21 protein-coding genes are annotated in these 24,487 nt (G+C 43.5%); 7 read left to right on the plus strand and 14 right to left on the minus strand.

Annotated features, from left to right (window positions below; translation table 11 throughout):
• Positions 1-43: 43 nt before the first annotated feature.
• The 5 genes from EGC86_RS15785 to hutC form a co-directional block, all read right to left on the minus strand.
• Positions 44-1,516 (minus strand): alpha/beta fold hydrolase, encoded by a 1,473-nt coding sequence (locus tag EGC86_RS15785; protein ID WP_123778177.1) that lies wholly within the window; start codon positions 1,514-1,516, stop codon positions 44-46.
• Positions 1,517-1,543: 27 nt separating this feature from the next.
• A complete protein-coding gene (locus EGC86_RS15790) occupies positions 1,544-2,812 on the minus strand; it encodes a mechanosensitive ion channel family protein (RefSeq protein WP_011639360.1) in 1,269 nt (422 codons plus the stop codon).
• Between the two features lie 343 nt (positions 2,813-3,155).
• Positions 3,156-4,694 (minus strand): histidine ammonia-lyase, encoded by a 1,539-nt coding sequence (gene hutH, locus EGC86_RS15795; protein WP_011639361.1) that lies wholly within the window; start codon positions 4,692-4,694, stop codon positions 3,156-3,158.
• A gap of 3 nt (positions 4,695-4,697) precedes the next feature.
• Positions 4,698-6,368 carry a urocanate hydratase gene (hutU, locus tag EGC86_RS15800; RefSeq protein ID WP_123778178.1) on the minus strand — a complete coding sequence of 557 codons (1,671 nt, stop codon included), beginning with the start codon at positions 6,366-6,368 and terminating at the stop codon, positions 4,698-4,700.
• Between the two features lie 95 nt (positions 6,369-6,463).
• Positions 6,464-7,171, minus strand: a complete 708-nt coding sequence (hutC, locus tag EGC86_RS15805; protein WP_123778179.1) for a histidine utilization transcriptional repressor HutC — start codon at positions 7,169-7,171, stop codon at positions 6,464-6,466.
• Between the two features lie 133 nt (positions 7,172-7,304).
• Here hutC and hutI point away from each other — a divergent pair, with 133 nt between their 5' ends.
• The 3 genes from hutI to EGC86_RS15820 all read left to right on the plus strand — a co-directional run bounded on the left by hutI (position 7,305) and on the right by EGC86_RS15820 (position 11,475).
• Entirely contained in the window at positions 7,305-8,537 is a 1,233-nt protein-coding gene (gene hutI / locus EGC86_RS15810) for an imidazolonepropionase (RefSeq protein ID WP_123778180.1), read from the plus strand.
• Positions 8,538-8,855: 318 nt separating this feature from the next.
• Positions 8,856-9,632, plus strand: a complete 777-nt coding sequence (locus EGC86_RS15815; protein WP_425376048.1) for a haloacid dehalogenase type II — start codon at positions 8,856-8,858, stop codon at positions 9,630-9,632.
• 181 nt (positions 9,633-9,813) lie between these two features.
• Positions 9,814-11,475 carry an amidohydrolase gene (locus EGC86_RS15820; RefSeq protein WP_123778182.1) on the plus strand — a complete coding sequence of 554 codons (1,662 nt, stop codon included), beginning with the start codon at positions 9,814-9,816 and terminating at the stop codon, positions 11,473-11,475.
• 112 nt (positions 11,476-11,587) lie between these two features.
• Here the strand turns inward: EGC86_RS15820 and EGC86_RS15825 are convergent, their stop codons facing one another.
• From EGC86_RS15825 to EGC86_RS15835, 3 genes are all read right to left on the minus strand, one after another.
• Positions 11,588-11,971, minus strand: coding sequence for a hypothetical protein (locus EGC86_RS15825; RefSeq protein WP_123778183.1), 384 nt, complete (start codon positions 11,969-11,971; stop codon positions 11,588-11,590).
• Positions 11,972-12,108: 137 nt separating this feature from the next.
• Positions 12,109-12,393, minus strand: a complete 285-nt coding sequence (locus EGC86_RS15830) for a hypothetical protein (protein ID WP_245423171.1) — start codon at positions 12,391-12,393, stop codon at positions 12,109-12,111.
• A 739-nt stretch (positions 12,394-13,132) separates the two neighbouring features.
• A complete protein-coding gene (locus tag EGC86_RS15835) occupies positions 13,133-13,372 on the minus strand; it encodes an HP1242/YdcH family protein (RefSeq protein ID WP_059746063.1) in 240 nt (79 codons plus the stop codon).
• 181 nt (positions 13,373-13,553) lie between these two features.
• On the opposite strand from EGC86_RS15835, the gene EGC86_RS15840 reads away from it, so the two are divergent.
• Complete coding sequence (locus EGC86_RS15840; RefSeq protein WP_123778184.1) at positions 13,554-15,419, plus strand: DUF885 domain-containing protein; 1,866 nt, start codon at positions 13,554-13,556, stop codon at positions 15,417-15,419.
• 142 nt (positions 15,420-15,561) lie between these two features.
• On the opposite strand, the gene EGC86_RS15845 is transcribed toward EGC86_RS15840, so the two are convergent.
• Positions 15,562-16,767, minus strand: coding sequence for an alpha/beta hydrolase-fold protein (locus EGC86_RS15845; protein ID WP_123778185.1), 1,206 nt, complete (start codon positions 16,765-16,767; stop codon positions 15,562-15,564).
• Between the two features lie 212 nt (positions 16,768-16,979).
• On the opposite strand from EGC86_RS15845, the gene mtnC reads away from it, so the two are divergent.
• Positions 16,980-17,660 (plus strand): acireductone synthase, encoded by a 681-nt coding sequence (gene mtnC, locus EGC86_RS15850; RefSeq protein WP_011639373.1) that lies wholly within the window; start codon positions 16,980-16,982, stop codon positions 17,658-17,660.
• A 65-nt stretch (positions 17,661-17,725) separates the two neighbouring features.
• Here the strand turns inward: mtnC and EGC86_RS15855 are convergent, their stop codons facing one another.
• Positions 17,726-18,751, minus strand: coding sequence for a hypothetical protein (locus tag EGC86_RS15855; protein WP_011639374.1), 1,026 nt, complete (start codon positions 18,749-18,751; stop codon positions 17,726-17,728).
• A gap of 137 nt (positions 18,752-18,888) precedes the next feature.
• Here EGC86_RS15855 and EGC86_RS15860 point away from each other — a divergent pair, with 137 nt between their 5' ends.
• Complete coding sequence (locus tag EGC86_RS15860) at positions 18,889-19,311, plus strand: acyl-CoA thioesterase (protein ID WP_011639375.1); 423 nt, start codon at positions 18,889-18,891, stop codon at positions 19,309-19,311.
• Between the two features lie 66 nt (positions 19,312-19,377).
• Positions 19,378-19,635: a GNAT family N-acetyltransferase gene (locus EGC86_RS15865; RefSeq protein ID WP_123778186.1), complete on the plus strand. Its 258-nt coding sequence runs from the start codon at positions 19,378-19,380 to the stop codon at positions 19,633-19,635.
• A 20-nt stretch (positions 19,636-19,655) separates the two neighbouring features.
• Here the strand turns inward: EGC86_RS15865 and EGC86_RS15870 are convergent, their stop codons facing one another.
• The 4 genes from EGC86_RS15870 to EGC86_RS15885 all read right to left on the minus strand — a co-directional run bounded on the left by EGC86_RS15870 (position 19,656) and on the right by EGC86_RS15885 (position 24,453).
• On the minus strand, positions 19,656-20,042 hold the full coding sequence (locus EGC86_RS15870) for an acyl-CoA thioesterase (protein ID WP_425376049.1): 387 nt from the start codon (positions 20,040-20,042) through the stop codon (positions 19,656-19,658).
• A gap of 332 nt (positions 20,043-20,374) precedes the next feature.
• On the minus strand, positions 20,375-22,168 hold the full coding sequence (locus tag EGC86_RS15875; protein ID WP_123778188.1) for an AMP-dependent synthetase/ligase: 1,794 nt from the start codon (positions 22,166-22,168) through the stop codon (positions 20,375-20,377).
• Positions 22,169-22,294: 126 nt separating this feature from the next.
• On the minus strand, positions 22,295-23,587 hold the full coding sequence (locus EGC86_RS15880; protein WP_123778189.1) for an ABC transporter permease: 1,293 nt from the start codon (positions 23,585-23,587) through the stop codon (positions 22,295-22,297).
• Positions 23,584-24,453, minus strand: coding sequence for an ABC transporter ATP-binding protein (locus EGC86_RS15885; protein ID WP_123778190.1), 870 nt, complete (start codon positions 24,451-24,453; stop codon positions 23,584-23,586). Before EGC86_RS15885 ends, EGC86_RS15880 begins: the two co-directional genes overlap by 4 nt.
• Positions 24,454-24,487: the final 34 nt, after the last annotated feature.

Consider the following 24,487-nt stretch of genomic DNA (forward strand, 5'->3'; position numbering starts at 1 on the left):
TGTTGGATATACAAGAAGTGTCTTACACAGTATTCAGCGTTTTTTATAACACGCTTTCTAAACTCTCAGCGGCTAACACGTAGCTGCCGCCTAAACGTATAACGTGCGTTGGCGTATGGATCCGCACTAAAGATAGCACTAGCCGAGTCGACTCTTGCGAGATGAACACCGGAGACTCACCCCAAAAGGTTACCCCAGCTAAATCAAACCTACTGCGAGTACTGTTAATCTCACCCAAAAATTCAGTGTCTGTGGCGCTAATAGTACTGCGGGTGACCTTCATCATTTTCTGCTGCATGCCTATGCGACTAGACTTGATTGTTACAATCGAATCACTCATCGTGAGTTGGTTGACATCAACATTGTCAATGAACACCAATTTACAGTCTTCAATAAAGAGCTGATCATAATGCCCAGAAAAATATTGTTGGCTATCTTGATAGCATTTGCCAATACGCTGACTGCTATTTTCTGAATGTTGATCACGAGCCAAAGCTTTAGCATTAGAAGGAGAAGTCGATGCTAGACCCGTTAATAACATTTGATTAAAGATGTGTTGGTGAGACTTCATCGGTACATGCCCTGCACCAGCAATAACCTTTAGCTGTGCAGTAGGTAATACATGCAGCAGTGCTTCAGCGGTCCGCAGTGGCGCAACTTGATCATCGGCACCCCAAATTAACTGCGTCGCGGGCATCTGTTGGTAATTAAGCACTGAGAAGTTTTGTTCCATTAATGCTAATGCCGCATTAGTGTTGGTTTGTTCGCCAATGGTAATATTACGAATAGACTCATTACGACTTAACCATTTCGTTGGATCTAACCCCGTTCCGGTTTTCTCAAGTATCTTATCTGCAAAATTATCAACCCGCGCTAACACTCGGCGTAAGCCTTGTGGTAATTCGCTATTAGCTATATCTCGCTTCGAAATCTGTTTTAAGTAGGCAGTCCGGTCCAAAATACCAGCAGCATCTACCAGCACAAGTTGTTCAATTTTGCCGGGGTACTGGCTAGCATAGTATAAGCTAATCGCCGCCCCCATCGAATGTCCCACAAGATGTACCTGAGCATTGGGATGGCGATAATGGCTAATAACCCAATAGATCACCTTGGCATATTCTTTAGGTGAATAGGTAAATACAGCACCTTGCGATAGACCAAAACCAGGTAAATCGATAGCAACTACATGATACTGCGTTGCTAACGCAGGAATCACCGTTAACCAGTCTTTAGAAGCCAACTCCCCTAAGCCGTGAATAAGAACAACGGTGTCACGGTGCTCAAGCCCTGCTTGTAGCACAAACAGCGGGGTTTGATGGCTTGGTACTATTACACGTTCAAAGTGATAGCTTGTTGGGTAATCAGCTAACTCTGCGGCGGTTAACGGTTCGGCTGTCACTGGTTTTGCAGCGCCTATTGAGCGAACTTGCCTATTGATGTCATTAAACCAATTAGCTTGCACGGGCATCGCCGACCACAGCAACAGCAATGATACTAATACCAATAATTTAACCACTGCAGATATCGCCTATCAGACAGCTTATCAATGCTGTTCGGTCCATTGCTTTATACTGCGAAGGTCTGTACCTGTCGGGTTTTGGAATGCACGTAAACCAAACTCAGGTAGCACGGCAAAAATGTGGTCAAAAATGTCTGCCTGAATTGCTTCATAGTAGGTCCAGCGAATGTCATTGGTAAAAATATACAGCTCTATCGGCAAACCTTCAGTGGTTGGTGCTAGCTGCCTTACCATTAAGGTCATGTCTTTATGTACTTTGTCATGACGACGTAAATACTCTTGTAAGTATGCTCTGAATGTTCCGATATTAGTTAAGCGGCGGCCATTCACCTTCATATCAATATCGCTCACGTTGGCATTAGCAACACTGATTTCACTGAACACTTGTGGTAAATACTCTTTCAAATAATTGACTTTGCCTAAGCGGATACGTTCGTCATCGGTCAAAAACTGAATGCTATTTACGTCGATATTGATTGATCGCTTAATCCGTCGACCACCCGACTCGGACATGCCGCGCCAGTTCTTAAATGCATCTGACACTAATGCATAAGCTGGGATCATGGTGATGGTATTGTCCCAGTTTCGTACTTTAACGGTGGTCAACGTTACATCTTCAACTGCGCCGTCTGCAGCGTATTTATCCATTTGGATCCAATCGCCTTTACTCACCATGCGGTTAGCAGCAAGCTGAATCCCAGCAACGAAGCCCAAAATGGTGTCTCGAAACACCAACATGACCAAACCGGTAGCAACACCTAAACCACTAAAGAAATAAATAGGCGACTGGTCGGCTAGAATAGCAAAAACAACAATTAACCCAATAAAAAATAGGAATAACTTAGTCAACTGAACAAAACTTTTTACCGGTAAACGGCGATTAACATGATTAATATCAGCAATTTCATCAATCGCATTTAACCCGCTATACACAGCTCGAATAATAAAAAACACTAACAAAGCGCTAAGGAAACGATCAATAAAAGCGCTGATCAACTCATGCTCGGTGAGCACAATAGGGATCAATAAATCGAGGATTAAAATGGGGATCAAAATAGCGAGACGTTCAAACACATTAAAGCGCATGAAAATATCGTCCCAAGTGACCGAAGACCGGCGGATCACTGCATTCACACCGTGAACTACAAATCGATGGGTAATGTAATAACTTAAACCTGCCACAATCACACAAGCCAAAATTAATATCGATGTCGCGACACCATCCGATGGTTGGCTATTAATACCCAAACGGGTTAACCAAGCCGCAATTTCAATCCGCACTTCTGTATTCACAAACAAATCCTTAGCCACGTTTGCCCTTTACTCAATCAAAAGACTTAAATTAAACCGCATAAAAAATCAAACATTCGCAGGCTTATCAATATACTCATTATGCATGGTGTTGATGTATAACGTTAACGAAACATCGACCCTATCAGTCAAGATGATAAATTTAATGCAAGTTACTATTTTCACGATTATGTTAACAGTTGCGATGAATGTGAGTATACCCAAACAAGATTAAACAAAAATTACCTTTTACCTATAAGTAATAAAAGATAATAAAAAAGGACCTTGCGGTCCTTTACCAAACTACCATAGCCATATCATGCTCATGGTATGTTGCTCAGCTCAGCTAAAAACTCGGCAGCATGCCTTGCGGTAGTAATCGGTTAAAACTGGCGCTATACAATAAGTCGACAGAGTTCTCTATATCAGGTGAAAAATAACGGTCTTTATCATAAAACGTCACTATTTCACGAAGCTCGGCTTTGGCCATTGCTACTGCAGCGCTTGGTTGCAAAGGCTTTCTAAAGTCCAACCCTTGTGCAGCAGCTAACAACTCAATAGCTAATACTCCACGGGTATTTTCGCTCATGTAGCGTAAACGTCGTGCAGCAAACGTCGCCATCGACACGTGATCTTCTTGGTTTGCCGACGTCGGCAAACTGTCTACCGAGGCAGGGTGTGCATAGGTTTTGTTTTCCGATGCAAGTGCAGCCGCGGTGACCTGAGCAATCATAAAGCCAGAATTTACCCCACCGTTATCGACTAAAAATGGCGGTAGCTTAGACAAACTAGAATCAATCAACAACGCCATTCTACGTTCCGAAATAGAGCCCATTTCAGCAATCGCAATGGCGAGGTTATCAGCCGCCATCGCAACGGGTTCGGCATGGAAGTTACCGCCCGAAATAATATCGCCCGTATCTTGGAACACCAATGGATTATCAGTAACGCCGTTTGCCTCAGCGCCAAGCACTTCTGCTGCTTGACGAATTTGGGTTAAGCACGCACCTAATACCTGTGGCTGACAGCGCAGTGAATATGGGTCTTGCACTTTTTCGCAATTGGTATGACTTAGGCTAATTTCCGATTCGTTAGTGAGCAAATGACGGAAAATGGCTGCTGAGTCAATTTGGCCTTTTTGTCCACGCGCAGCATGAATGCGCGCATCAAACGGACTACGACTGCCCATAGCGGCTTCAACACTCATGGCGCCAATAATTGAACTGGCGGCAAACAAGTCTTCTGCATTAAACAAACCTTCAAGCGCCAGCGCTGTTGATGCCTGGGTACCATTCAGTAACGCTAACCCTTCTTTGGCTGCTAATTCAATAGGTTTTAGCCCAGCAATCTCAAGACCTTCCACTGCTGAGATAATCAGCCCCTGATAGCTCATTTCGCCTTCACCTAACAAAGGTAAACACATGTGAGCTAATGGCGCTAAGTCACCCGATGCCCCGACTGAGCCTTTTTCTGGCACACACGGATACACTCCGGCATTCACTAGCTGAATGAGAAACTCGATAACCTCTAAACGAATACCTGAAAAACCGCGGCTTAATGAGTTAATTTTTAAAACCATCATTAAGCGCACGGTAGCATCTTGCATGTATTTACCAATGCCAGCTGCGTGGGACAATACAATAGAGCGTTGCAATAATTGCAGATCTTCTGGAACAATTTTAGTGTTGGCTAACAAGCCAAAGCCAGTATTGATACCGTAAACAGTACGGCCTTCACGTAATACTTGCTGGACGATTTCAGCACTTTGATTAATGTCTTTAATCGCTTCTTTCGCAAGGGTCAGCTTGACACTATTACGGCTGATCGCACGAGTCTGCGCTAATGTCAGCGTACCTGGAATAAGTTCAAATGAATAAGTCGACATGGATTAAGCTCCTAACATTGGCAGGTCTAAGCCTTGCTCTTTGGCACAATTTTTTGCAATGTCATAGCCAGCATCTGCATGGCGCATTACTCCTGTAGCAGGGTCGTTCCACAATACTCTGCCTAAACGTACCGCAGCTTCATCGGTTCCGTCGGCCACTATCACCACTCCAGAATGTTGACTAAAGCCCATACCAACGCCGCCACCATGATGCAATGACACCCAAGTTGCACCACTAGCCGTATTGAGTAAGGCATTCATTAATGGCCAATCTGACACCGCATCAGAGCCGTCTAACATGGCTTCTGTTTCTCGATTTGGGCTGGCAACTGAGCCAGAATCTAAGTGATCACGACCGATAACAATTGGTGCCGATAACTCACCGTTTTTGACCATTTCATTAAAAGCTAACGCTAAGCGGGCACGGTCTTTAAGTCCGACCCAGCAAATACGTGCAGGTAAGCCTTGAAACGCAATACGCTCACGCGCCATGTCGAGCCAATTATGTAACTGTGGATTATCTGGAATCAGCTCTTTGACTTTGGCATCTGTTTTGTAGATATCTTCCGGATCGCCAGACAAGGCTACCCAACGGAATGGTCCAATGCCTTCACAAAATAACGGCCGTACATATGCTGGCACAAACCCAGGGAAGTCGAACGCATTCGTTACGCCTTCTTCAAAGGCCATTTGGCGAATATTGTTACCATAATCTGTGGTTGCGGCACCGGCTGCCTGCAATGCCAACATTGCTCTAACTTGCACCGCCATTGATTGCTTCGCCGCTTTAACGACTGCCGCTTCGTCAGTTTTACGCATTTTAGCGGCGTATTCTAAAGTCCAGCCTTGAGGTAAATAACCGTTTAATGGGTCGTGCGCGGAGGTTTGGTCTGTCACCACATCAGGCACAATGCCGCGGGTCACTAGCTCTGTAAACACATCGGCGGCATTCGCTAGTAAACCGACCGAAACAGGCTTACCGCTTTGGTTTGCTGCGTAAATCATCGCTAATGCTTGATCTAATGAAGTGGCTTTTTTGTCGACGTAACCAGTGCGCATGCGAAAATCGATACGAGTTTCATCGACTTCACAGGTTAATACCGAATAACCCGCCATAGTACCAGCCAGTGGTTGTGCACCGCCCATGCCGCCTAGACCGCCGGTTAAAATCCACTTACCCGCTGACGAGCCATTAAAGTGCTGTTTAGCCATGGCGACAAACGTTTCGTAAGTACCTTGCACAATGCCTTGCGAACCAATATAAATCCACGAACCCGCAGTCATTTGGCCATACATGGCCAAACCTTTCTTATCCAGTTCGTTAAAGTGTTCCCAGTTAGCCCAATGTGGCACTAGGTTTGAATTAGCAATAATGACCCGTGGCGCATTGCTATGAGTGGTAAACACCCCAACAGGTTTACCAGACTGCACCAATAAGGTTTGATCGTCTTCAAGGCGTTTAAGCACTTCAATAATTTTGTCGTAACTTTGCCAGTCGCGCGCGGCGCGGCCAATGCCGCCGTACACCACTAAATCTTCTGGGCGTTCGGCAACATCAGGGTGTAAGTTGTTCATTAACATGCGCATCGCGGCTTCGGTTAGCCAACTTTTACACTGTAATTGAGTACCGTGCGGCGCAATAATGCGACGGCTTGGATCGTGTCGTTTATCCATATGTTCCTCTTCAACTGAGTTTATTCAGTTTGGTTTTTTATTGGTCTTGTTGTTTATGTTTAATGTCTTACGGTTTTCATTTTCGATACCACCATTTAACGCGCAAAGGTTAAATGGCCGCCTAGTTTAAATTTGCTGCCCGGATGAACTAAACGAGCAAAACTGACCACACCTTGGCGTGACCAGGTACGACGTAAAATTTGTAAGCAAGGTTCCGTTGCCGCAATGGCTAAACGTTGTTGTAACAGCTCGTTAGCCATAATGGCTTCAACGGTATGTTTAGCCTCTGTCAGTGGTGCCACCGCCGATAAATATTCATGTGGAGTATGTGAGCTAAAATCTTGTTGTAGGTAATCAGGCACAAGCAGTGGGTTCACATAACGCTCTTCCACTTGTAATGGTAAGCCTTGTTCGCAATGTACCAACACCGAATAAAATACAGGGCTGCCCAATTCCAGCCCCAGTGCATTAGCCACCGCAGTGCTGGCCTCAATTTGTGTCAATTCAAGCTGGTTAACACTGTAGCCATGGCCACGGTCTTTTATCTCGTCGGCAATATTACGAATAGCCAGCAATGACGATTGCGACTTTAATCCCGCAACAAACGTACCCACTCCCTGAGTGCGCTCTAACACGCCCGAGTCCACCAGCTCAGTTAACGCCCGCCTTGCTGTCATACGGCTACAGGCGAACAATTCAGTTAACTGATTTTCAGACGGCACTCGGTCGTTTTCTTGCCATTCGCCCGTTTCAATACGGCTCAAAATGAATTGTTTTATCTGGGCAAACTTTGCTTGGGCCATATCAGCAGCTCTCGGTTTTTTAGACAATAATGTCATTGCTGTTTAAAAACACATCATTCATCCTACCTTGTATATACAAGTTAAAACAAGTATTGTTTAGCAATCAATAATTAATGCATTTTTAGGAGTTTTCATGTCGTGGGATCAAGTGTGGATTGATGTAAACGTGGCCACCATGGATACCAATATCCAAGAGGCTTACGGCGTAATACCTCAAGCGGCTATCGCAGTAAAAGATGGCAAAATTGCTTGGGTTGGCCCGCGCAGTGAACTACCTGAATTTGATGTACTGGCAACCCCAGTTTACAGAGGCAAAGGCGGCTGGATAACACCTGGGCTTATCGATGCACACACCCACTTAGTCTTTGCTGGTAATCGCGCCAACGAATTTGAACAACGTTTACAAGGCGCGACTTACGCCGAAATAGCTCGCGCAGGTGGCGGCATAATTTCAACGGTTAATGCTTGTCGCGATGCCGATGAAGCTGAACTATTTGAACTAGGCCGACAACGCTTAAATGCCCTAGCCAGAGAAGGCGTCACCACGGTTGAAATTAAATCCGGTTACGGTTTAAACACCGAAACAGAGCTTAAATTATTGCGCGTTGCACGTGAGCTAGGCGAACATCATCACATTGATGTAAGCACCACCTTCTTGGGCGCCCATGCGATTCCGCCAGAATATAAAGACAATGCAGATGCGTATATCGACCTCGTCATTAATGACATGCTCCCCGCGGTAATCGCCGAAAACCTTGCTGACGCCGTCGATGTATTTTGTGAAAATATCGCCTTTAATCTTGAGCAAACTGAGCGAGTATTAACTGCGGCCAAGCAAGCGGGATTACAAATTAAACTGCATGCCGAGCAATTAACCAATATGGGCGGCAGCGCCTTAGCGGCCAAGCTTGGGGCTAAATCGGTCGATCATATTGAGTTTCTAGATGAAGCAGGTGTTAAAGCCATAAGCGAAAGTGGTACCTGTGCAACCTTATTACCCGGCGCATTTTACTTTTTACGCGAAACCCAATTACCGCCAATCGACTTACTGCGCCAATACAAGGTGCCAATGGTTATTGCCAGCGATTTTAATCCGGGGTCATCGCCTATTTGCTCCACCTTATTAATGCTCAATATGGCTTGCACCTTATTCAGACTCACCCCAGAAGAAGCCTTACAAGGTGTGACCATTAATGCCGCAAAAGCACTTGGTATCGACAATAATGTCGGCAGTATTACCGTAGGTAAACAAGCTGATTTTTGTTTGTGGGATATCACCACTCCAGCACAATTAGCTTATGCTTACGGAGTGAACCTGTGTAAAACCGTTGTCAAAAATGGTCAGGTAGTTGCGCTACCCAATTAAACAGTTAAATAATTGGGCTCAACTTTTCTCAATCAAATAACCCACAACTTCAGTTCAAACTCATAACTGATAGCAGTACCACTGGCGATAATGTCTATCTCCAGTGGCACTGCTATGTACGTCACCTCAAATCCCAACTTCAGATTAATTAAACTATTAGGCAATAAAACCGTGATTTTAAGGTCAGTTTCATTTAGGCTGACTACATTAATGAACAATCGTTCAATTTATTAATATCAGTGTCACTGGCAACAACTGTGAGATGAATACTCGATAAGTTCTTTTAACCAACATCACATTGCCAGAGGTTTTATGAAAATCCGTGTTTTAATATCGCTTGCGACAGCTTTTTTTATGCTTAATACCAGTAGCGCTTTTGCTAAAGATCCAGCAGATACTGCGGTGCAGCCACTATTGGTTAAGCCTAAAGTGATTATTTTTGATGTGAATGAAACCTTGTTAGATCTTGAAAATATGCGCGCCTCTGTGGGTAAAGCGCTTAATGGTCGTGAAGATTTGCTGCCATTATGGTTCTCAACCATGTTGCATCATTCTTCAGTAGTTTCAGCTACAGGTGATTACCAAACGTTTGGTAGCATTGGCGTTGCTTCATTGCAAATGGTCGCCGAAATCAACGGTATTGCCATCACACCAGAACAAGCTAAAACCGCCATTCTAACGCCACTTCGTTCATTACCCGCTCACCCAGATGTTGCAGAAGGTTTAGCTAAATTAAAAGCTCAGGGTTACAAACTAGTCACCTTAACCAACTCATCATTAGAAGGCGTAATCTTACAGCTTAAAAATGCTAATTTAAGCCAGTATTTTGATGCCAACTTAAGCATAGAATCTGTTGGGGTATTTAAGCCGCATTTAAAAACGTACCAATGGGCCATTAAAGATTTAGGCGTTAATGCAGATGAAGCGTTAATGGTTGCCGCACACGGTTGGGATATTGCCGGTGCAGATAAAGCAGGCTTACAAACCGCCTTTATTCGTCGCCAAGGTAAAGTATTGTTCCCACTAGCAGCACAACCAGACTACAACGTACTGGATGTAAACGAATTAGCCAGCACCCTAGCTAAGTTCAACTAGCCTTAACGATTATCGCCCAGTATTAGCTGGGCGATAAATTTACACAGCAATGAGTATTTCCTCTATATAGCCCCATCAATCTCCCCCCCCCCTTAAGACGACTTGCACTGCCCCTTGCCATTAACCATTAATTAACATTTAATGAATGCTGATTAATCGTCGTCATAAAAAGGGAAAACAGATGAGAAAGGAATATTTAGCGCTATCAGTGGCATTATGTTTGGCTAGTTTAAGCGCAAACACCATGGCACAAACCACACTGATGCATCACGTTAATGGCTACACGCTCGTCGACGGAAAACTGCAAACCTTCAATGCTATCCAATTTACTGACGACAAAATTGATCGACTATTTACCTTAAACCAAGCCTTACCGAGTGCAACTGATATCACCTCAATTGATGGCAAAGGTAAAACCTTATTACCTGGATTAATCGACGCCCACGGTCATGTGCTAGGTTATGGTTTGAGTTTATTAACCGCAGACTTGACCAACACCAGTAGCGAACAACAAGCCGTTGAACGCGCGCAAGCATTTAGTAAAAACAACCCAACTGACGGATGGCTAATGGGCCGCGGTTGGAACCAAGAGTTATGGGACAGCAAACAATTCCCGACTAAAGAAAGCCTAGATAAAGCCTTTAAAGTTAATCCTGTATCATTTGGCCGAGTTGACGGTCATGCCATTTGGGTTAACAGCAAAGCGTTAGCACTCGCGGGAATTTCGTCAACCACTGTTGCGCCAGAAGGCGGTGAAATTGTCAAAGACGAGCAAGGTAACCCTACCGGTGTGTTAATCGACAATGCGATGAATTTAGTGTTTAACATCATCCCCGATCTCAATCAGCAGCAATTACAATCAACCTTAACCCTAGCGATGGATAGCCTAGCGTCATACGGGCTAACCAGTGTGCACGATGCAGGTATCAGCATCGACAACATCAAGGCATACCAACAATTAGCAGCGAACAATGCCATGAGCGTGCGGGTTAATGGCATGCTGTCAGTGGAAGACCCTCGCTTTACTAGCATTTTAAAACAAGGCCACATCACCACTGCCGATAACATGTTTAAAGTCGACAGCGTTAAAATATCAGCCGATGGCGCGCTTGGCAGCCGCGGCGCAGCATTAATCAACGAATATTCAGACCAACCCGGCCATAAAGGCTTAATGCTGTATTCAGACGAGCAACTCGGTAAACTGATTTTACAGTCGATGAAAGCGGGTTTTCAGGTCAACACCCACGCTATTGGCGACAATGCTAATCAAGTGGTACTCGATAAATACCAAACCGCCATTGCAGCAACCGACTCAAAAGCATTACGCCATCGTATTGAACATGCACAAATTCTCGATTTAGCCGACATACCGCGTTTTTCCAAGCTTGGGGTTATCGCATCGATTCAAGCAACCCACGCCACCAGCGACAAAAATATGGCCGAAAACCGTTTAGGTAAAGCCCGCTTGGCCGGTGCTTATGCGTGGCGCAAGCTGTTAAACGCTAATGCCGTCATCGCCAATGGTTCTGACTTCCCTATTGAATCGCCCAACCCATTTTTTGGATTGCACTCATCCGTAACCCGCCAAGACCATGTTAACCAACCACTCGACGGCTGGCTCGCTACTGAAAAACTATCACGCATCGAAGCACTCAAAAGCTTCACCATCGACGCCGCCTACGCAGGCCATCAAGAGCAGCTTTTAGGCTCATTAGAACCCGGTAAAAAAGCAGACTTTATCCTAGTCGAAGATGACTATTTTACAATCGACCCACAACAGATCTGGCAAAACAAAGTCACCGCCACCTGGGTAAACGGCCGCAAGGTATTTGCAAAAGAGTAAGCTGAATTGAGCATGGTTTATTGATAAGTAAGATAAGTAGAATTGGTCTAACGCGTTTTAAGGGGAAACGCGTTAAGGCTAATACCTAAAGAATGGCGGGAGCTCATATTTGTTAGGTATTTTGTAACTCAGGCATAATTTCCATTAATTTAGAGAACCAATTTTTTACTAACTGATTGGTTTTATAAATAGGAGTAAAACCTGAACCTGTAGGTGTTAAATAAATAGTATTTTCAACTGAATCAACTATATAACGTATCTTAATACAGTTTAACTTAAAAGGTTTTGCAACCCGAGAATAGTGAGATATTTCAATGTTTTTTATTGAGCTACGAGTAATGGAATAATTATTTTTTTTACCTAGGTATTCTAAGCCATCATTTGTAAGTGAAAGCTGACCTTTGTCGGTGTATAAATAAATATACTTTCCATAAAAAGTACTTTGATGCTCTAGCGTAGAGACATAACAAAATTGGTTCTGAAATTCTGATTCCACGAAATACTCCTTTATTAGTGAAATGCCAACACCTCATTAAGAGGAAAATAATATGTTGGCTAAAATAAGTGACGTAGGAGCAAAATCCAACTGTTATTTGTCCTGATTCATCAAATTGTTAACAGTAATTTGCTAGATTATGATTCTTCAATACACTTAAAACGAATTTCGGTTTTAGGGAAATTACCAAATATAAATGGCGGTTTTGCATCGATATTTTCTAGAACCTTAACCATTTTTTTTGACTTTTGACACTGTGCATACGCTTCTGTCATAGCCTCTGCTTTTAGCGTACCCATACCAGTAAAACCTGTAGCAGCTTGACGAGAAACCATATAAGTTTCACCGCCCATTGGAATGATGCCTGAGTTTTGAGCGCAACCAGCTAAAACAAGAACTAGAGGTATAATGGCATACTTCACGAGATGTAGATTCCTTTTACTGTTAACAACTTATTGAACTGCTAGCCAAATAAAGTCGGACATTTAAGTTATTGATTAATATACATCCTACATTTGCTATCTATTTAGTGTAAAGCAATTAAATCTATTCATGTTGCCTTTACATATAGACGACTAAGACTACAAACAAAAAGAATATGTGAGCAGACTAAAACCACCAGGATTCAATAACATTGAGGACGTTGAAGAAAATAGCGTGAGTCCAGACATGGATGTCTGGCTAGCTTTCGAGGTACAGGATGTACCACCGAAAGCGTTAGCATTTTCGAATAGGACCGAAGAACACCAAAACGAAGTCAAAAGCTGGATTCAACCACGTCGCGAAATTATCGCTTTTCAGATAATTTTGATGTGGCGGCTGGGAGTTCCAAGAGGGAACAGCCGTTGGTTTCCTCTTGGTCTGGTGTGGGCGAAGCGCCACGACGTTAGTGGCCGCAGGCCATAAAACCTAAATAAAAGAAAGAGCTGGATTCCGGCTCAAAAGCATTACCGGAATGACGGTAGAATTGGCCCTTGCAGGGTGGAACCTTGCGATATTAATTCAAACGAAGTTTGAAAATCTGGTATGGGCGAAGCGCCACGACCTTAGTGGCCGCAGGCCATAAAACACAACGAAATAAGAATTACTGAGATTGCAGCGAGAAATTGACCATGTCATCACAACCTAAATACCGACATGGCCAAAAGCTGAATAAGCGAATTAAGCTTGGGTAAACAACTGATATAACTTATCTTTTAACACCAACCGGTCAAGCTTTGCTTGCTCAATAAACTCATCACTAGTCGGAGTATTGCGTAACTCCAGCTTTCGAATTTCAGTATCTAATTTATGATACCGCTTCGCATCTTCAGCAAACTCAGTATCGTTGGCGGTTAACAATGAAATCTTGTCTTGATACTCAGGGAAATCAACTAATAACGCATGGCTTTCACCTAACATACTTCTCTCCTTTTCATGTCAATGTCTAATAATGTTAGACCATATTTACACCTTATCGTCAAACTTACCCTCGTACTTTCAAATACCCAGCACATAAAAACTGCAACAGCTTAACCTCCATAACTGTTAGAATATGCTTATATTCGTACTTGAATGCCGCTATTAACTTAATGAGTAATCAATGAAAAAACTTCTTAATGGCTTAATCATTAGCCTGCTCGTCACTGCATGTTCAGATCCTGCTACACCGGAAAATAATTCAAACTCAGCAACAGCAAGTGAGACTGCCACTAAGCTAAGTCTTAAGCAGCAAGTAGAGTCGATCACTAAAGATTACTTTGTTCTCAGACCTGAAATAGCCACTTACTACGGCGTGAGTGATGCCAGCATCAATGCCAAAGTGATGTCTAAACTCACCGACTACAGTCCATCTGGTGAAACCCACCGTCGTAAAGGACTAAAATCAATACTGAGTCAACTCAACGATATTGATGTAGCAAGCTTAACTCCCTCAGAAACAATCAGCTTAAACGCGATAAAGTCTGAAGTAAAAGGCGCTTTATTACCTGCTCAAGTGGTTAATTATGGCACTGTGTTAGGCGAGTATGGCGTATGGTTTTTACCCTATGCCGTTAACCACTTATCGGGGTTACAAATTGAATTCCCCGGTTACATGGAAGACAAGTTTGCCGTAACTAATACCGCCGAAGCCGAGGCTTATTTAACTCGCTTAAGCATGTACCCTGCCGCTATGGGCACATTGGTCGATAAACTCAATCACGATGTATCGATGGGCGTCATTCCACCAGACTTTGTCATTGATAACACCCTACGCGGGTTACAAGCTCAAATCAGTGGCCCAGCAAACAGCCATCCTTTAGTGACCAGCTTTAACACTAAACTTAATGCAACCAAAGTAGAAAATAGCGATACTTTGGTAAAGTCTGCGGCCGAGTTAGTTAACACTAAATACTATGCCGCCACCCGCCAACTGATTGCCGCGTTAGAAGCCGTGCGCCCAAAAGCAACTCATGAAGCTGGCATTGGTCGTTTACCTCAAGGGGCGAAGTTATATCAAACGCTTATCCAGCATTTAGGCAATTCGACCAAAACTGCCGATGAAATTCATCAACTCGGGTTAGCTGAAGTAGCCCGGATTACTGCCGAAATGGACGGGCTACTCAAAGAAGTCGGTTATGTTGATGGCGCCGTCGGTGAGCGTATGCAGGTGTTACTCAACGACCCACAATATCTTTACCCTAATACCCCTGAAGGTAAGCAACAGCTAATGGCCGATATTGATGCCGACTTAGCCTTGGTTGATGCAAAATTACCAGACTGGTTTGGGCGTTTACCTAATCAAGAAGTGGCTATTGAAGCGGTACCAGACAGCCGTGCGGCTTCTACTAGTGGCGCATTTTATGATGCGCCATCACAAGACGGTTCACGCAAAGGCACTTTCTGGATCAGCTTGTATGACACAGCATCACTGCCATCTTATTCATTACAGACCTTGACCTACCACGAGACTAATCCAGGTCATCATTTACAAACCATTATTGGCTTATCTGATGAATTACCGCTGCTAAGTACAGTGTTTTATTCCAATGCGGCTGGCGAAGGTTGGGCTTTATATGCCGAACGTTTAGCTGCCGAAATGGGCATTTATGCTAATGACCCTATCGACAACATTGGCCGTTTGCAGTCAGAGTTACATCGTGCAGTTCGCCTGGTGGTTGATACCGGCATGCACGCTAAAGGTTGGAGCCGTGAACAAGCCATTGATTACGCGGTGGCAACTGAAGGGATTCATTTATCTGAAGCCACCGGAGAAATTGAGCGCTATACCGTTTGGCCAGGCCAAGCTCTTGGCTATAAGTTAGGTGAGCTGAAAATTATCGAACTACGTACCAAAGCCAAGCAAGTCTTAGGTGACAAGTTTGATATTAAAGTATTCCACGATCGCTTATTAGAAAATGGCGCATTGCCTTTAGATTTAATGGAGCAAAAAATTAATCAGTGGTTAGCCAGCGAAACGGCTGCGTAATCAACCTCAGCTCGAAATAATAAGCTTCCGCTCAGAATAATACTGTTTGAGCAGGCTACACAATAAAGCCACAGAGCGAATACTCGTGCTGTGGCTTTATTGTCATTTATCGTTTTGCAGCTTGGTTTAACTTAGATCAGTTTTATTTAGCTTGGTTTTGAAACGCGGCTAATTGCTTAGTGTATTTGTTTTGATAGAACGGATGGTCGGTACTTGCTAACGCTTGTTGTTCCGCTTCAATAGCCTGAGTCATTTTACCTGTAGCAGCATAAACACTGGCTAACTCATGGTAGGCCGAATGCGCTTTAGGGTAGGCTTTCAGCGTATCTTGATAAACCCCAATCGCTTGCTGTGGTGCTGCTTTAACTAAACTATTACCTAAAGCTAACAGCGAATCTATTGCTGGCACATCAAAGCCATAAACCTCATCAGACAGTCGCTTATAATAAGCTAGAATAGCTTTATCACCCTGTTGTGACACCTCTGAATCCGCCGCTAGAACAGTATGAACATCGTTAAATATCTTCTCGATGCCTAATGCCGTCGCCAAGATAGGTTGAGTCATATAATAGCTGCCGTCAAAACGCTTTATTTGATAGCTCAATTTAGCATTGGCATTGGTTTGAATAATATCTTCAAGCCTAGCAAACGAATCCAGCTGCCTTTGTTCAAAGTCGCTATCACTGGTGCTCACAAATAGAAATCTTGGTTTGCCTTGCATGTTTTTGAGCTTTTTAGGCGCATCATTTAGCACATAGGCAAAGTCTGTTGATAACACTGGGCTGGCAGCAATATAAGCATTAAATAAACTAGGACGATTAATTAAGCTGTATAACACTAAACCTGCATTGCCAGTAAAGCCGTTAAAAATACGAAAGCCATTGGTGCGATAGCGTTTATCAATTGCGGGCAGTAAATCTTGCTCAAAAAAGTCCAGTAGTGCTTGATCGCCCTGCTGCTCTATCGCACCCTGTTTTAACTTTCCCAAGCCTTGGTGACCGTCGGGCGCGGTAACAATAATGGTTTCTAACCACGGCCAGCCACCGTTATGGCTCATCCAGTCATGCATACCCGCTAAATACAAATGGCTACGAGGATGTAAGTCAAATAACACCACGTAGCGCTTATAGGTTTGCTTGGTATAACTGTTTGGTAAGGTCACCAAAAAATCGGCTTGCTCGCTAAATAAAGCAGACTTCACACTCAAGGTTTCGGTCGTTGGCGGCAACATTTCAGTAGCAAACACCACACTAACATGAAAAAAGCTCAGTAATAATGCGCATATAGACAGGCTTTTAGCCCATAAGCTAGGCCATTTGATATAACGTTTTTTCCCTATTGTAACCATGGTACCTTCCTGGTGAAACGTGACAGTTAAGTTAACCCGAAGCTACCAGACCACATCACACAAGGCAATTTAGCAATATCTAAACTTAGCTCACATCTTGCATTCAAAGTCATCTAACTAGGGTGCAATATCACGAATAGCACTAGCCTTAATCGCCAATAAAGCTTAGGATCATCATTACGTTAATTTATTGTTTTGGAGTAACAAATCTTATGAGTATTAGAGCTATTATCGTTGATACCGCCGGTACCACTACCGATCTTAACTTTATTCAGGATGTGTTATTTCCTTACTCAAGAAAAGCGATGGCTGAATTTCTTGAGCAAAACCAACATAACGTTGTGGTTGATTACTGTATCAGCGATGTTAAAGATATTGCCTTAGAACCAGACGCGACACTCGAACGAGTCACTGAGATTTTACAGCAATGGATCGATGAAGACCGTAAACTAACACCACTTAAAACCCTACAAGGATTAATCTGGAAACAAGGTTATAACCGCGTAGAGTTTACTGGCCACATTTACCCTGACTTTATCGATAGCATTGAGCGCATTAAAGAAAAAGGCATTCGTATTTACAGCTTCTCTTCTGGCTCTGTCGAAGCGCAAAAGCTGTTATTTAGCCACACCGAAGCAGGTGACTTAACCGGTTCGTTCAATGGTCACTTTGATACCCGCACGGGCAATAAGTTAGACAAACAAGCCTACTGCAATATTTGCAACACCATTAGCTTGAAGCCAAAACAGATTTTATTTGTATCGGACGTAGCAGAAGAGCTCAAAGCCGCTGAAGCCGCCGGCATGACAACTTGCCAAATGATCCGCTTTGCTGACCAACGCCAAGCTAAGTGCAAAAAAATAAGCAGCTTTAGTGAGTTAGTGTTCGATTAAGACTGACTGATTAGGCATAAAAAAACGACCATCTAGGTCGTTTTTTTATGCCTGCAAAGTGCCTGTTAACTGGGAAATGCAGGTGAAATACATTTTTTCACTTCAAAATGATAACCATATTCCGCATTGATATCGGGTGTTATCTCAAGGATCTCATAATCATTAAGCTCGACCACATGCGACAACGGTAGTTTTTGACAACGGGATTTGGCATTCGCCTCCAACTGAAACGCAAACAACGCAATTGCTTTACGCACACTGGTAAAATACTGGCTACGCAAATGACTGTAAGGCTGCTTGGCGATTTCATCAATGGCGTCCAGTTCTTGCTCGCGTTCAACTTGTTTCGCTGTTTTGGGTTCAGACTTGGGTGGCTCTTTCTTAGCAGGGTCTGTTTTGACAATGATCGACAAGCCATCATCAGCAAGTATTTCCTCTTCGGTTTCTGCTTCAACTAATTGCACCACTTGTGGATCATCCAACGCTTTTTCAACCTGACCATAAAGGTCCATCAGCATGGCAAGGTGATACAACACCACTGCAGCAAGAATCACTCGCACCCAAAAGGTTGTACGATGAAAATGCACATGATTAATCAAGCGAAAGTTGGTCACACCAAAGGGGCGGAGTATAAAAGACACACCAAACATTAGCGGAAAAATAAGCTGTAGTAATAACAGCACAATACAGCTCATCACCACACTCCATGCCGGAATGTAGAGCAAAATGGCGAAGTTATGGGTGTAATTAAAGCTACTGGCTGCAACGCCAACCACATCGTTAACCACTGAACTTGAACTAGCCAAGGCAAAATTGGCCACTATCGCATAAAACAATAACAACACCGCTTTGCCAGCCAAGCTGTGCCACATACGTTCAAATAAATGCCAGAACTCAATCGACATCGCCATCACGCTGATAATGGCCACCCACGCTACCGAGTCAGTAGCAAACAGTAAGACTATCGCCACCAGATACAATTTTTGCGGCAAACTCAGTTTGGTTTGTAATTCAGTAAATCGGCTGCAAAACACCGTCCAGCAAGACGATATCCATAAATTCGATGTTGTTAAAAAAGTCTCTTTTCGCAAGGTAAAAATCCTTATAAGTTCACTGGATATACTCACAGTAATAGCCACTGTCCCTTGTTGTTCATTGTCCGGACTGTTAAATTAACAGTTGAAATTTAAACAAGCGTTTAATTTATTAATTCATAACGAGAACCGCCATGAATGACTTTTTAGCTCAACATTCTATCAGCACAGACATTCAAGTAGCATGGGGTGAAATGGATGCACTACAACATGTTAATAATTCGGTGTATTTTAAGTATTTTGAAACCGCTCGTCTCGATTTCTTTAACCAAATTAACCTACTCGACGATCTAAAAACAACGGGTGTCGGCCCAGTACTAAGTGAAACCAATGCCCGCTTTAAGCGCCCAGTAACCTTCCCTGACTCAATTGTTGTAGGGGTAAAGATCAGCGATATCAATGAAGATCGCTTTGTGATGCATTACACCGTGTTCAGTAAAGCACAGCAAGCAGTGACGACTATCGGCTGGGCAAAAGTGGTGATGTTTAACTTTAAAACCGGCAAAAAAGCCAAACTCACACCAGAATTACTCAGCGCCTTGTTGGAACATGAGTAACAGCATCAGCCATAACATCAATAGCCACATCAACAAGCGGCATTACAAGTAATAGGACAACACACTATGAGCAATCAAGATGCAGTAACCGTGCAACACCAAGCTAGCCAACATCGTTTTGTGGTTATCACTCAAGGTGTTGAGGCAATACTTGAATATCACTTAGAGGGTCAAAATATTGATTTTAGTCGCACCTTCGTACCACCCGCTTTACGCGGCCAAGGTATTGCTGAAAAGCTAGTCCGAACTGGACTGGCTTGGGCGAAAACAGAAAAACTTAACATCAGTGCCAGTTGTAGTTACGTAGCCAAGTTTTTACGTTAATCGCTTCTTTTGTGTTAGTCCTAAGCTGTGCCAGTTAATGCAGCCAATTGCTGACGTACAAACTCAGCAAGTGGCTCGCTTTTTTCAGTTTGGTAATTGTAATGCACCATAGTTGTGGTCGCTTCAGCGGTTCTTTTACCGTGCTGCCAACAGCTTTGTAATATATCAAAGCTGCTATTGCCTAAACGACTAATGTGCGTTTTAACGATAACTTCTTCGCCATAATACGTTGGAGCAGTAAAGGCGATAGTAAAACCAGCAATGATCATGTTCCACTTGGTTAAATCTTGCCCTGGATTTACGATTTCAAAAATCGGCTCACGAGCCGCTTCAAACCACACTGGGATAACCGTGTTATTAATGTGTCCTAACGCATCGGTTTCACAAAAGCGCGGTTTGAGGGGCATGCTAAATTGAGTATCTGTCACAAAGAATCCTTTATTATTATTTTGAGTCCATTGACGTTTTGCTCGATGAACAAATGTCATTAACCCATTCTAACGACACATCTCACTCGAGGTCATCAAAAATGTCTTTATTGTAAAGGTATATAATCTCAGCCTGGGGTAACACGCCACCTACAAAATACCGTATAACATTGAAAAATATTAAATTTAATATTTTTACATAAACTCCGTCAATCAACCTGCATGGTACTGAACATAAGACACATTGATGATATTTCTGTAAAAAACAAAAAGGACGCTAATGCGTCCTTTGTATAAAGATTGCTGATTAATTACTTGCCATACATGGCATTAATTTCACTGTGATATTTGCTGTAAATCATTTTACGACGCAGCTTTAATGTCGGCGTGATGAGTCCAGATTCCATCGAAAATGCTTCATGTAATAAGGTGAATTTTTTTATTTTTTCAAACCCAGCTAGCTCATGTTGCAACTCGATTAATCGCTGCTCGAAATGAGCCACCACTTGTGAGTGACGTAACAACTCAATTGGGTTTTCAACATGTATGCCTTGCGCTTTAGCCCAAGTATTTAATGCTTCAAATGCTGGCACAATTAGAGCAGATACATAATTGCGCGCATCGGCAACAATGGCAACTTGTTCGATAAATGGGCAACAAGCTACCTTACCTTCAACCCGCTGTGGTGCAATGTATTTACCGTTTGAAGTTTTCATTAACTCTTTAATGCGATCGGTAATATACAAGTTACCATGCTCATCGATATGCCCAGCATCACCGGTTTTTAACCAACCGTCTTCAAAGGCTTCGGCGGTATCTTGTGGGCGATTGTAATAACCGCGCATCACAGTATCGCCACGCACTAAGATTTCATCGTCTTTGCCAAGCTTGATTTGCATAGCTTCTAGTGGCTTACCGTTTGAACCTGGTACGCGATTATCCAAAGTATTACAGGTTACCGTGGCGCAAGTTTCTGTCATGCCATAACCACACAATACCGGTACACCTATACTGTGAAAAAAGCTGGCCACATTAATATCGAGTGCGGCACCGCCCACGGGCATGAACTTTAACCGGCCACCCAACACTTGCTGTAACTTGCTGTAAACCAGCTTATTAGCCAGCTTCCACTGTGTACTTAACCACAAATTTCCTGAAGCACGACCTTGGCTAACTTCAAATTGGCGTTTACCTACTCGCATCGCCCAAGCAAATAATGCTTGTCTCGCTTTAGGCGCTTGGCCGACTTTATCGTGCACAGCGCTGTAAATTTTTTCTAAAAATCGCGGCACTGCACACAAGGTATGTGGTTTAACCGCAATAAGGGCTTCTTTAATTCGATTAGTGTCGTTTAAATACACATTGTGGCCACCGCGACATAATACATACATACTCCAACCACGCTCGAATACATGGCTAAGCGGTAAAAAGGCCAGCGACACATCACCCGCAGTAAATGGCAACTCACTGTCATGCTGTTTAATCATCGAGGCAAAATTACGGTAGTCGAGCATCACACCTTTAGGATTGCCGGTGGTGCCAGAGGTATAAATAAGCGTAAATAAGTCGTCTAAATTGCTATTGGCTAGCCTAGTATTGAGCTCATTGGTAATCAGCGGATTAAATTGCGCCGCTAATACTTGATCAAAATACACATGATTATCGGCATTAAGGGGAACGTTAGCATCAAAGACTACAATGTGTTGCACGCACTCAGCTTGGGCTGCCACTGTGCAAGCCATGTCGTATTGCTGTTGGTTACCAGCAAAAATTAATTTAGCTTGAGAGTCGTTAACAATGAATACCGCTTGCTCTATGGTGCTGGTTGGATATACCGGTACCACAACATTACGAGCTTTAAGGGCACCAATATCTGCACAGGTCCACTGTGGACAGTTTTGCGCTAAAATCACCACTTTGTCTTGCACTTGTAAGCCAAACTCAATTAACAACTGTGCGACTGAGTCTGTAACCGTATCAAATGCGCCCCACGTTACGGTATGCCAAGGTGCAGGCATATCAAAGCCTTCAAGGGCAATGTTATTGCCTAATGACTGACCTTGCTGTTGCAGGAGTCGAACTACGTGGTATTGATCTAATGACATATGATAGTGGCCTTTTAGCTTACAAGTGTTCCGCTTTTTACATTCTACCTGAAGTCGCTAAAAACCATAAGAGCTTTTGCTCTATTTTTGAGCTTACGGTCACGTTTGTCAGTTATGCTCGATGATTTACGGGGCCAAAACGCCATGTTGCCACAAACGTTTTTTACCCCAAATTAATGCGCCAACACCAACAATAATTAGTGGCACATCCATAAGCAACCATACCCATAAGCTGTCACCGTCACGCACTGCAGCAAAGCTCAACGACACCAATATCGAATGGAGTAACACTATTAGCATTGCTGCTGTGGCTTGCAGGCTATTACGGCTTGCCGAACCCATTCCCAGCATAATCGCACAGCCCCAAAAAGTGCTGAGACCTAAGTGCAGTACAAATAATCCGCCATATTGCGGGTCAATCAAGCTATTGGTAAAACCTAGCACGCTGACCATAGCCACTAACACAGCGATGAAACGATACTGGCTGCGGTAAAATGCATCGCGCAATCCACTCAAGCCGCTATAACAAGGCAATAAAAACAGCGTTTCTGCCGCGCGCCAACGCTGAATTCGGCTCCAATGAACAATGGCACAACTGATCACGGTAAATTGCACCAATAAAAATAATGCTGGTACATCAATATCAAATAGCCACGACAGCAGTATTAAACCAAGGGTGATCAACGGTAAACAAAGCAGCATCATAGTTAACACCGGGCCGATAAAAAAGTTCATCGGATGAAACAACCGCTCAACACGAGTAATCCAGGTGAATCCTTTTATGCTCGGCAGCCACATCCAGCCCATTTGCACGGCGTTGAGGTACACCACACGCGCCTCATTATTCCAGCTAAGTTGGCGACATAAATGGATCACCCAAGACAATAGCCCAGCAATCAGTATTAGCATCATCCACGTCGGTATCGTGAGCGCTAATTTATCTAAAAATGGCACTGTTATGAATAATAAAAACGATAAATGAAAACTGCTACTGCGCCATAAACAGGCCCATACAAACAGCAAACTGACCACAATGGCTAGCAGTAGTCTGGGGATGACATCGTAAGCAGCAAAACCAATACAGGCGAATAGTTGTATCAATAACATACCTACTGCGATGGTCGCCGCCTGTATGAGTACGTACTTTTGATAATTTGGTATTAGACCGGTCACCTCGGTTGCTGCTAAGCGATTAAACTGCCAAGAAATTGCCGCCCCCGTAGACAGTGTTGCCATGGAAAAAACGAGGCTAACAACCTCAGTTTTACCCGTGATAAAACACAAAAAACCCAACATTAGGCCTAATCCTGCGGCACCAATAAAACCGACACTGCCTAAGTCATATAACCACAACCGCAGCATGCCACGGTAAGGTTTACGCCATGCTGAAAGTTGACTGTTTTGCAACGTCTGATTCATCGATGCAGCTCCATAAATAACTGTTCTAGGTTGAGTGATTTTTCACTCTGCACACCCGCAATATTCGATGGGTTACCTTGAGTATCCACCAGCACACTTTGTCCGGTTTGGCTCAATATTTTATAATGTGACGGTAACTGAGCGTTTTCGGCTAAGTTGAGTAATTTAACCTCTTCACGCAAGGCGTCGATTTCTTTAAACAGTATCAGTTGGCCTTTTTTAATTAAGGCAACATGACTGGCAACACGTTCTAAATCTGAGGTGATATGCGATGAAAATAACACTGCAGAACCTGAATCGAGCGCGAGATCGAACAAGTCGCTCATAAACTGACGACGAGCGATAGGGTCTAGACTGGCAACGGGTTCGTCGAGTAATAATAAGGTTGGCCGATACGCCATGGCCATTATCAATGCTAATGATTGACGCTGACCCACTGATAATTTTTGCACCGCTTGAGTAGCATCTAGATCAAAACGTTTAAGCCAATCTTGCTCGAGTGTCATATCCCAGTTTGGATAGAAGCTGCGGTGCAATTCTAACGCTTTATCTATGGTAAAGCCTTCATAACCAAAAGGCTGCTGGGGTACGTAACCAATTCGTTCTTTTGCTTGAACAGATAAAGCGGTAGGCGGTTCGCCAAGGGTTGAAATGTCGCCTTGTTCGATGCCCACAATGCCTAATGCACAACGCATTAACGTCGATTTACCCGCACCATTTTGGCCTAATAACCCGACCACCATACCTGGATAGAGTGTCATCGATAGATCGACCAACACCGCATGACCTGCTGCAGACTTGTGTTTTGCAGCAAAGGTTTTGCTCACATGATTAAAGCGTAAAACGGGCTTCTCTTCGGCTTCCATTATCGACTTCCTAGATGATGTCCTTAAAAATTAG

It is taken from the genome of Shewanella frigidimarina (assembly GCF_003797125.1).
Lineage (GTDB): Bacteria > Pseudomonadota > Gammaproteobacteria > Enterobacterales > Shewanellaceae > Shewanella > Shewanella frigidimarina.

Excerpts from the sequence above, each read along its gene's own strand:
- hutH (WP_011639361.1), bottom strand. The coding sequence starts at position 4,694 with ATGTCGACTTATTCATTTGAACTTATTCCAGGTACGCTGACATTAGCG.
- hutU (WP_123778178.1), bottom strand. The coding sequence starts at position 6,368 with ATGGATAAACGACACGATCCAAGCCGTCGCATTATTGCGCCGCACGGT.
- hutC (WP_123778179.1), bottom strand. The coding sequence starts at position 7,171 with ATGGCCCAAGCAAAGTTTGCCCAGATAAAACAATTCATTTTGAGCCGT.
- hutI (WP_123778180.1), top strand. The coding sequence starts at position 7,305 with ATGTCGTGGGATCAAGTGTGGATTGATGTAAACGTGGCCACCATGGAT.
- EGC86_RS15820 (WP_123778182.1), top strand. The coding sequence starts at position 9,814 with ATGAGAAAGGAATATTTAGCGCTATCAGTGGCATTATGTTTGGCTAGT.
- EGC86_RS15835 (WP_059746063.1), bottom strand. The coding sequence starts at position 13,372 with ATGTTAGGTGAAAGCCATGCGTTATTAGTTGATTTCCCTGAGTATCAA.
- EGC86_RS15840 (WP_123778184.1), top strand. The coding sequence starts at position 13,554 with ATGAAAAAACTTCTTAATGGCTTAATCATTAGCCTGCTCGTCACTGCA.
- EGC86_RS15845 (WP_123778185.1), bottom strand. The coding sequence starts at position 16,767 with ATGGTTACAATAGGGAAAAAACGTTATATCAAATGGCCTAGCTTATGG.
- mtnC (WP_011639373.1), top strand. The coding sequence starts at position 16,980 with ATGAGTATTAGAGCTATTATCGTTGATACCGCCGGTACCACTACCGAT.
- EGC86_RS15860 (WP_011639375.1), top strand. The coding sequence starts at position 18,889 with ATGAATGACTTTTTAGCTCAACATTCTATCAGCACAGACATTCAAGTA.
- EGC86_RS15865 (WP_123778186.1), top strand. The coding sequence starts at position 19,378 with ATGAGCAATCAAGATGCAGTAACCGTGCAACACCAAGCTAGCCAACAT.
- EGC86_RS15870 (WP_425376049.1), bottom strand. The coding sequence starts at position 20,042 with ATGCCCCTCAAACCGCGCTTTTGTGAAACCGATGCGTTAGGACACATT.
- EGC86_RS15875 (WP_123778188.1), bottom strand. The coding sequence starts at position 22,168 with ATGTCATTAGATCAATACCACGTAGTTCGACTCCTGCAACAGCAAGGT.
- EGC86_RS15880 (WP_123778189.1), bottom strand. The coding sequence starts at position 23,587 with ATGAATCAGACGTTGCAAAACAGTCAACTTTCAGCATGGCGTAAACCT.
- EGC86_RS15885 (WP_123778190.1), bottom strand. The coding sequence starts at position 24,453 with ATGGAAGCCGAAGAGAAGCCCGTTTTACGCTTTAATCATGTGAGCAAA.